7 protein-coding genes are annotated in these 9,001 nt (G+C 73.5%); 4 read left to right on the top strand and 3 right to left on the bottom strand.

From position 1 onward, the window contains the following. Positions 1 to 202: 202 nt before the first annotated feature. The 3 genes from ABD811_RS14455 to ABD811_RS14445 all read right to left on the bottom strand — a co-directional run bounded on the left by ABD811_RS14455 (position 203) and on the right by ABD811_RS14445 (position 4,644). Positions 203 to 2,086: a ferric reductase-like transmembrane domain-containing protein gene (locus ABD811_RS14455; RefSeq protein WP_344946691.1), complete on the bottom strand. Its 1,884-nt coding sequence runs from the start codon at positions 2,084 to 2,086 to the stop codon at positions 203 to 205. Between the two features lie 198 nt (positions 2,087 to 2,284). Then, the gene (locus tag ABD811_RS14450) at positions 2,285 to 2,977 is read right to left on the bottom strand and encodes a response regulator (protein ID WP_344946688.1); all 693 of its coding nucleotides are present in this window, start codon (positions 2,975 to 2,977) and stop codon (positions 2,285 to 2,287) included. Further along, on the bottom strand, positions 2,974 to 4,644 hold the full coding sequence (locus ABD811_RS14445; protein WP_344946685.1) for a sensor histidine kinase: 1,671 nt from the start codon (positions 4,642 to 4,644) through the stop codon (positions 2,974 to 2,976). Before ABD811_RS14445 ends, ABD811_RS14450 begins: the two co-directional genes overlap by 4 nt. Before the next feature lie 99 nt (positions 4,645 to 4,743). Here ABD811_RS14445 and ABD811_RS14440 point away from each other — a divergent pair, with 99 nt between their 5' ends. The 4 genes from ABD811_RS14440 (at position 4,744) to ABD811_RS14425 (ending at position 8,925) form a co-directional block, all read left to right on the top strand. After that, positions 4,744 to 5,745, top strand: coding sequence for a Bug family tripartite tricarboxylate transporter substrate binding protein (locus tag ABD811_RS14440; protein ID WP_344946682.1), 1,002 nt, complete (start codon positions 4,744 to 4,746; stop codon positions 5,743 to 5,745). Between the two features lie 141 nt (positions 5,746 to 5,886). Continuing rightward, positions 5,887 to 6,897: a Bug family tripartite tricarboxylate transporter substrate binding protein gene (locus ABD811_RS14435; protein WP_344946679.1), complete on the top strand. Its 1,011-nt coding sequence runs from the start codon at positions 5,887 to 5,889 to the stop codon at positions 6,895 to 6,897. Next, on the top strand, positions 6,894 to 7,430 hold the full coding sequence (locus ABD811_RS14430) for a tripartite tricarboxylate transporter TctB family protein (RefSeq protein ID WP_344946676.1): 537 nt from the start codon (positions 6,894 to 6,896) through the stop codon (positions 7,428 to 7,430). Before ABD811_RS14435 ends, ABD811_RS14430 begins: the two co-directional genes overlap by 4 nt. 1 nt (position 7,431) lies before the next feature. Next, positions 7,432 to 8,925, top strand: a complete 1,494-nt coding sequence (locus tag ABD811_RS14425; protein ID WP_344946673.1) for a tripartite tricarboxylate transporter permease — start codon at positions 7,432 to 7,434, stop codon at positions 8,923 to 8,925. The last annotated feature ends 76 nt before the right edge of the window (positions 8,926 to 9,001 follow it).

Genomic DNA, 9,001 nt, shown 5'->3' with positions numbered 1-9,001 from the left:
GGCGAGCTGCCCGCCCGCCTGGGCGGCGGCCTGGTCCGCTCCGGCCGCCCCCTTCCCGGCGGCGGCCGCGTCGGCCCCGAATTTCGCGGCGAGCAGCAGGGCGGTCCCGCTCAGCGTGCCGAAGACGGCCGCGGTGGTTCGGCGCATCGCTTCTCCAGGTGAACAGATCAAACCGATTCGGACAGGGAACAGGTGGTGGGGGTCAGAACTCGAACGGGTCGAGGTGGATCTGTCGGCGGCGCACCCGCAGGCGGCGCAGGACGGCGATGGCGGACTCGACCATCCCGGGCGGGCCGCACAGGTACACGTCGCGGTGGCGCACGTCGGGGACCAGCTCCCGCAGCCCCTCGGGGGTGAACAGGCGCCTCGGGCCCGGCTCGTGGCGCGAGCCCAGCACGTAGCGCAGCTGGAAGCCGCGCCGCTGCGCCAGGCCGCGCAGCTCGTCCTTGAAGACGATGTCGTCGGGGTCGGTCGCCCGGTAGATCACGACGGTCTCGCCGGGCAGCTCCTCCAGCAGGGCCCGGACCGGGGCGATCCCGCTGCCGCCGGCGATGAGCAGGGCGCGCCGGCGGGTGCGGTGGTCGGCGGTGAACGTCCCCGACGGGCCGTGGACGATCACCCTGGTCCCGGGACGCATCCGGCGCAGCCCGGCGGTGTAGCCGCCGACCGCGTTCACGGTCAACCGCAGCCACTGCTGGTTGGGCGCCGCCGACAGCGAGAACGGGTGCGACTGCCACCAGCCGCCGCCGGTCAGGAACCGCCAGCGGAAGTACTGCCCGGCCCGCGCCCCCAGCCTGTCCAGGGCGCGTCCGCCGACGTAGATGGACACCATCGTGTCCGACTCGGGGACCACGTCGACGACGTGCAGGCGGTGCCGCAGGTTCAGCCACAGCGGCTCGACCAGGCGCCCCCAGAACAGGCAGGCGATCACCAGGGCGTACAGGCCCGTCCAGAACCAGCGGGCGAAACCGTCCTGGGACAGCTCGGACCCGGTGGCGAACTGGTGCCCGTATCCCAGGATCAGCACGGCGTAGGTGGCCAGGTGCAGCCAGTGCCACAGCTCGTAGGGCAGGCGGCGGCGCAGCGCGCGGACCGCCAGCACGCTGATCGCCACCATGATCCCGACGGCGGCGAACGCGCCGAGCATGTCCTCGTAGGTGGTGAGCAGGGTGACCGTCTGCTCGGCGATCGTCACCTGGTCGGTCAGCGCGTAGCCCACGACGGTGTATCCGGCGTGCGCCAGCACCAGCACCAGCGTCCAGGCGCCCAGGCGGCGGTGCCAGCGCGTCAGGTCGTGGCCGCCGACCCACGTCTCCAGCCACGACACCCGGCTCATCATCAGGATCTGCACCATCAGCAGGTATCCGCCGACCAGGCCGGTGACCCGCCCGACCCCGGTGATGATCTCGGCCGGGGTGGTGAGGGTGACGGCGGGGGTGGCGAACACCCACAGGCCCGCGCTGGTGGCCAGCAACGCCCAGAACAGCAGGATCACCAGCAGCCGGTTGCCCGCGATCCTGGTTCCCGGCGCCTCCCCGCGCGCGGGGCGCCCCGAGCGTGTCCCGGGCCGGGCCGAGCGCGGAGGGGCCGCCGTGCGGGCCGCCCGTTCCCGCTCCCGCGCGTCACGCGAATAGCGGGGCGCCGTACCGGCCGATCCCCTTGCGGGACGGGCCGGACGCGACCTGGGTTCGGCCGGACGGGACCTGGGATCGGCCGGACGGGACAGAGGGTCGGCGGGGCGCGACAGGGGCTCGGCCAGGGGAGACACGGCGTCGGCCGTCAGCGGCATCGTCAGGTTCTGCGCGAGCGCCGGGTCGTTGCGGGCAGAGAGGGTCTCGTTGCGCGCGGACATCCCCTGGTTGCGCGGAGACAGGGCCTGCTGCGGCTCGGCGCCCAGCGGGGACCACGCGCCCTCCGGGCCCACGTCGGGCACGGGACGGCGCACGGCCGTCCGGCGCCGGTCCCAGGAGCTGCCGTACGGTTCGCCGGCGGCGCGGTGACGGTCGTCGCCCCATCCCGCGAACCCGTCGGGGTCACCGCCGTCGGCCAGGGGGGCCGCCCCGTTCCGGCTCAGACGCTCGTCCATCACCGGGCACGGGGATCGGCCGCGGGAACCGTCATGTCTGCGTGCACCTCGTCCTCCTCGACCGGAACCGCCCAGGCACGCGCACCATCGATCACCAGACGCGGCCGGCCCGGGGCCTGACGACAAGCCGTACGGCCCGGCCGCGACATGCGGTTCACCGCCGACGCCCCGGACGGGGCGGACGGCACGGGAGCGAGTTCAGCCGCGCCAGCTGTAGCGGCGTTCGGGACGGCCCGCGACGCCGTAGCGCAGGGACACCTCGGCGCTGCCGACGGCGGTGAAGTGCTCCAGGTAGCGGCGGGCGCTGACCCGGGAGACGCCGGTCAGGGCCGCGCACTCGGTGGCCGACATGCTGCCGTCGGCGTCGCGGAGGGCCTGCTCGATCAGCTCGGCCGTCTCCACGCTCATGCCCTTGGGCAGGGTGACGCCCGGCGCGGGCACGGCGGCGCCGGCCAGGACGCGGTCGACGTCCGCCTGCCCGCGCACCACCGTCGTCAGCAGGCGACGGCGGCGGGCCGCGTAGCGTTCCAAGCGGGGCCGCAGGTCCTCGAACTCGAACGGCTTGAGCAGGTAGTCCACGACGCCCTGGCGGACGGCGCCGCGCAGCGTCTCGGCCTCCCGCGCCGCGCTGATCACCATCACGTCGCAGTCGTGCCCGGCCGTGCGCAGCCGCGGGATGACGTCCAGGCCGAACATGTCCGGCAGGTACAGGTCGAGCAGCACCAGGTCGGGACGCAGCCGGTCGACGGCCTCGATCGCCTGCCCGCCGGTGCTGGCGGCGCCCGCCACCCGGAACGGCCGGACCCGCTCGACGAACGCGCGGTGCACCCGGGCCACCATGAAGTCGTCCTCGACCACCAGCACGTCGATCGCGCCGGTCGGCTCGCTCATCGGCGGGCTCCTTCCGTCATCTCGTCGGCCAGGGCGCGGACGGTCATGCGGGCGATGAACATGGCCCCCTCGGGCGTGTTGGTCACCGATATCTCACCGCCGTGCCGCTCGCAGACCAGGCGGGTGAGGGCCAGGCCGATGCCGCGCTCGCCCTCCTGGGCGGCCTTGGTGGTGAAGCCGTGGGAGAAGACCTCCTGGGCCAGCTCGGGCGCCACACCGGGACCGGAGTCGCGCACCACGATCTCCACGCTGGAGGCATCCTGCCGCAACTCCACCTCCACCCAGGCATCGCCCCCGGCCCCGGACGCGGCGCCGGCGGACGCGGCGGCGTCCACGGCGTTGTCGACCAGGTTGCCGACCACGGTCGCCACGTCGGCGGCGTCCTCGGCGGCCAGGCGGTCCAGGGCGGTGCGCTCGGAGATGCGCAGCGCGACCCGGCGCTCGGCGGCCAGCGACGACTTGGCCATCAGCAGGGCGGCGACGGCGCCGTCGCGGACCCGGCGGCTGAGCGTGACGTCCAGGTCCTGGCGGTGCTGCTTGAGCGCCCGGATGTAGCGCACCACCTCCTCCTGCTCCCCGATCTGGATCAGCCCCGAGATGGTGTGCAGCTGGTTGGCGAACTCGTGGGCCTGGGCGCGCAGCAGCTCCGAGGAGCTGCGGAACGAACCCAGCTCGCGCTCCAGGTGGGCCAGCTCGGTGCGGTCGCGCAGGGTGGTGACCGAGCCGAGCACACGGCCGTCCTTCTCGACCGTCATCCGGTTCATCACCAGCACCCGGCCCCGGCGGATGACCACCTCGTCCCGCCGCTCCCCCGCCCCGTCCCCGGCGTCGTCCTGCGCTCCGGTGAGGACGTCCCGGAGCCGGCCGTCGATGCCGAGGTCGGCCAGGCTCTGCCCGACGCAGCCGGCGGGCAGGTCGAGCAGCCGCCGCCCCACCTCGTTGACCAGGGTGAGCCGGTGCTGCGGATCCAGGGCGACCACGCCCTCGGCGATGCCGTACAGCATGGCCTCGCGGTACTCGGCCAGCCCGGTGATCTCGCGCGGTTCCAGGCCGAGAGTCTGCCGCTTGACGCGCCGCGCCAGCAGCCAGGACCCGGCCAGGCCCAGACCGCTGGCCAGGCCGAGGTAGACCAGCAGGTTGGAGGACGCGCCGCCGAGCCGCTGCCACACGGTCGGGGACTCCTCGCCGATCATGACCACGCCCAGCTGCCGGCCCAGGCTGTCGGCCGACTCGCCGATCACCGGAACCTGCGCCACCAGCTCGCGGCTGCCGCCCAGCGTCAGCTCGCCGGACCAGCCGCGGCCCGCGGCGGCGCCCGCGCCCAGCGGCATGCGCGCGCCGATCACCGTGGGGTCGGTGGCGCTGACGATCCGGCCGTCGCCGTCGGCGACGGTGACGGAGCTGACCCCCGACTGGGTCAGAGTGGACTGGACGAGCGGGGCGAGGGACTCCTGTGGCGCGGGCCGCACGAGCCGGCTGCGCACCAGCGGGTTGGCGGCCAACTGCTCGGCCAGCGCGACGACGCGGCGTCCCTCGACCCGGTTGAAGGTGGCCTCGGACTGGGCCAGCGAGATCGCGGCGACCGCCAGCAGCACCATCACGACGATGGCGAGCTGGAGCACCAGCATCTCGCCCGCGAGACTATGACGGCGGAACGGGGCGACCACAATGAACTCAACCTTCAGTACTTACCTGATCCGGGCGGCTCGGCTGCCGAGTCGCACAATCATGACGCCCGCGGGCCGCGAGCGGAAGAGAGGGGTGTGATGGTGGGCACTGCGGCGACGCGTCCGCGCGCCCTGCTCGCCGTCTGGACGGCGTTGGTCCTGGTGACGGCGGTCGCCTGCGGGCCGTGGCCGGGATCGGGAGCGCGGCCCGGCGCGGATCTGCGGATCATGGTGCCGAACATCCCCGGCGGCGGCTACGACACCACCGCCCGCACCGCCGCCAAGGTCATGAAGGACACCGGGATCGCCTCGGACGTGCAGGTGTTCAACCTGCCGGGCGCGGGCGGGGTGGTCGGCCTGCAGCGCATCGTCAACGAGCGCGGCAACGGCCGGCTGGCCATGCAGATGGGCCTGGGAATGCTGGGCGCCTCGACGGTGTCGGGCACGCGGGTGAGCGTCGCGCACACCACGCCGATCGCGCGGCTGGTCGAGGAGCCGGGCGCCGTGGTGGTGCCGCGGAACTCGCCGTACCGGACGATCGGCGAGCTGGTCGCCGCGTGGAAGAGGGACCCGGCGCGGGTGACGGTCGGCGGCGGCTCGGCCCCGGGCGGGCCCGACCACCTGATGTCCATGCAGCTCGCCGAGGCCGTCGGCATCGATCCCCGGCGGGTCCGCTACATGTCCTACGACGGGGGCGGCGGGGAGCTGCTGCCGGTGCTGCTGGACGGCAGGCTCACCTTCGGGGCCAGCGGGTTCGGCGAGTTGCTGGGGCAGATCCGCGCCGGGCAGCTGCGGGTGCTCGCGGTGACGTCCGACCGCCCCGCCCCCGCGCTCGGCGGCGTCCCCACGCTACAGTCCCAGGGCATCGACCTGGTCTTTTCCAACTGGCGCGGCATCGTCGCCCCGCCCGGCATCAGCGCCGACGACAGACGCACCTGGATCGAGGCGCTGACCGCGCTGCGCCGCACCCGCGAGTGGAAGGCCGAACTCGCCAAGCACGGCTGGATCGACGCGTTCGCCACCGGGGAGGAGTACGCCTCGTTCCTGGACGCGCAGAGCCGGGCCGTCGCCCGGTTCCTGGCCGGTCTCGACCTGGCCTGACCTCTCTTTTCGTTCGCCGGACGGCACTTCCGCGAACACACCCCGTGAACACAACGAACACAACCTCCGTTGGTTCCGGAAGCGAGACAGGCCGTTAACACGCGGGCAACATGTGGGCCACTTCACACCCCGTGATGATCAATGACGTACCGACAGGTGGTGGCATACGTGCGCCTGCGCACCCTCCTCGCGCTGCTCGGGGCCGTCGTGCTCGTGCTCGCGGGACCGCCGCTGCTGACCACCGGCAGCGGCGCCGACACCGGCACGCGGATTCCCGGCCTGCGCTTCATGGTCCCCAACACCCCCGGCGGCGGGTACGACATCACCGCCCGCACGGCCGCCAGGGACGCCGAGGACGCCGAGCTGACCCACGGCATCGAGGTGTTCAACCTGCCCGGGGCCGGCGGCACGGTCGGGCTGTCCCGGCTGGTGAGCGAGCACGGCAACGGCAAACTCGCGATGTCCATGGGGCTGGGCGTGGTCGGCGCGGCCCGCTCCAACCACAGCCCCAAGACCCTCGCCGACACCACGCCGATCGCCCGGCTCACCGAGGAGCAGGACGTCGTCGTGGTCGCCAAGGACTCGCCGTACAAGACGATCGGCGAACTGATCGAGGCGTGGCGCAGGGACCCCGGGAAGCTGCCGGTCGGCGGCGGGTCGTCCCCCGGCGGGCCCGACCACCTCGCGCCCATGCTGATGGCGCAGGCCGCCGGGATCGCGCCCAAGCGGGTCAACTACATCCCCTTCGACGGCGGCGGCGAGCTGCTCGCCTCGATCCTCGGCAACAAGGTCGCCTTCGGCGTGTCCGGCGTCGGCGAGTACCTCGACCAGATCCGGTCCGGTGAGCTGCGGCTGCTGGCCGTCACCGGCGCCAAGCGGGTGCCCGGGCTGGACGCGCCCACCCTGCAGGAGGCCGGTTTCAACGTGAACTTCACCAACTGGCGCGGCATCGTCGCCCCGCCGGGGCTGTCCGAAGCCGAACGCGGCAAGCTCGTCCGGCTGTTCCAGGAGCTGCACGACTCGCCGCAGTGGCAGCAGTCGATGCGCAAGAACGGCTGGACCGACGCCTTCCTGACCGGCGAGGAGTTCGGCCGCTTCCTGGCCGAACAGGACAAGCGCGTCGTGTCCGTGCTGAAGGAGCTGGGACTGTGACCGCCACCGACACCACCGCGGCGCCCCCGGCGCCCGAACGCCGCTCGTGGCTGCGCGAGCACTCCGAGCTCGGCGTGTGCGTCCTGCTGCTGGCGGTCGGCGCGCTGACCCTGTTCGACGCGCTGACCATGAACGTCGAGATCACCCAGCGCGGCCCGGTCGGCCCGCGCACCGTGCCGATCGTGGTCGGCGCCGGACTGCTGGCCGTGGCGGCGCTGCTGGCCGTGGACGTGCTGCGCGGCGGCCGCGGCGAGGCCGAGGGCGGCGAGGACATCGACCTGTCCGAGCCGGCCGACTGGCGCACGGTGCTGCTGCTGGCCGGGGTGTTCCTGGCCACGGCGGCGCTGATCGAGCCGCTCGGCTTCCCCGCCGCGGGGGCGCTGCTGTTCTGGGGCGCCGCGTACGCCCTCGGCAGCCGGCGGTTCGACCGCGACCCGCTGATCGCCGCCGCGCTGTCGCTGGTCACCTACGTCGTCTTCAACGACCTGCTCGGGGTGCCGCTGCCCGGCGGACCGCTGATGGGAGTGCTGTGACATGGACGCCTTCGGCAACCTGCTGGACGGGTTCGGCACGGCCCTGACCCCGCTGAGCCTGCTGTGGGCGGCGATCGGCGTGCTGCTGGGCACCGCGATCGGCGTGCTGCCCGGCATCGGCCCGGCGATGGCCGTCGCGCTGCTGCTCCCGGTCACCTACGGGCTGGACCCGACCGGCGCGTTCATCATGTTCGCGGGCATCTACTACGGCGCCATGTTCGGCGGGTCCACCACGTCGATCCTGCTGAACACGCCCGGTGAGAGCGCCGCCGTGGTCGCGGCGATGGAGGGCCATCCGATGGCCAGGTCCGGACGCGGCGCGCAGGCGCTGGCGGCCGCGGCCATCGGCCACTTCACCGGCGGCATGATCGGCACGCTGCTGCTGGTCGCGCTGGCCCCGACCGTCGCCGACCTGGCCGTCGACTTCGGCGCGCCGGACTACTTCGCCATCATGGTGCTGGCGTTCATCGCGGTGACGTCCGTGCTGGGCGCCTCCCGCATCCGCGGCCTGGCGTCCCTGCTGATCGGCCTCACCATCGGTCTGGTCGGCCTGGACCAGATGACCGGGCAGCAGCGGCTGACGTTCGGGTCGCTGCAGCTGGCCGACGGCATCGACGTGGTGATCGTCGCGGTCGGGCTGTTCGCGATCGGCGAGGCGCTGTGGGTGGCGGCGCACCTGCGCCGCACCACCGCCGAGGCGATCCCGGTGGGCCGTCCCTGGCTCGGCCGGGACGACGTCCGGCGCACCTGGAAGTCGTGGCTGCGCGGCCCGGTGATCGGCTTCCCGTTCGGCGCGATCCCGGCGGGCGGCGCGGAGATCCCGACGTTCCTGTCCTACGTCACCGAGAAGCGGCTGTCCAAGCACCGCGAGGACTGGGGCAAGGGCGCGATCGAGGGCGTGGCGGGACCGGAGTCGGCGGCGTCGGCCTCGGCCGCCGGGACGCTGGGCTCCATGCTGACGCTGGGCCTGCCGACGACGGCGGTGGCCGCGGTGATGCTGGCGGCCTTCCAGCAGTACGGCATCCAGCCGGGCCCGCTGCTGTTCGAACGCGAGCCGGAGCTGGTGTGGGGCCTGATCGCCTCACTGTTCGTCGGCATGGTGCTGTTGCTGGCGCTGAACCTGCCGCTGGCGCCGCTGTGGGCCAAGCTGCTGCGCATCCCGCGCCAGTACCTGTACGCGGGGATCCTGTTCTTCGCGGCGGTGGGCGCGTACGCGGTCGGCGGCGAGGTCGTCGACCTGGTCATCCTGCTGATCATCGGGCTGGTCGGGTTCGGCATGCGCCGCTACGGGCTGCCCGTGCTGCCCGCCGTCATCGGCGTGATCCTCGGCCCGAACGCCGAGCAGCAGCTGCGGCGCGCCCTGCAGATCAGCGACGGCAGCGTGTCGGGCCTGGTCAACACCCCGTTCGCGGTGGCCGTCTACGTGATCATCGCGCTGATCGTGCTGTGGCCGCTGCTGCGCAGGGTGCCCGTCCTGCGCCGCCGCTCCGGCTGACCTGACGGCCGGCTCTTCCCGGACCCGCCCCCGCACGGCGATCTGGGGCCGGTGGACGCGCTCCCTCGCCCACCGT

It is taken from the genome of Actinomadura miaoliensis, assembly GCF_039536785.1.
Classification (GTDB): Bacteria; Actinomycetota; Actinomycetes; order Streptosporangiales; family Streptosporangiaceae; genus Spirillospora; species Spirillospora miaoliensis.
This window is presented reverse-complemented; position numbering and strand designations above follow the sequence as displayed.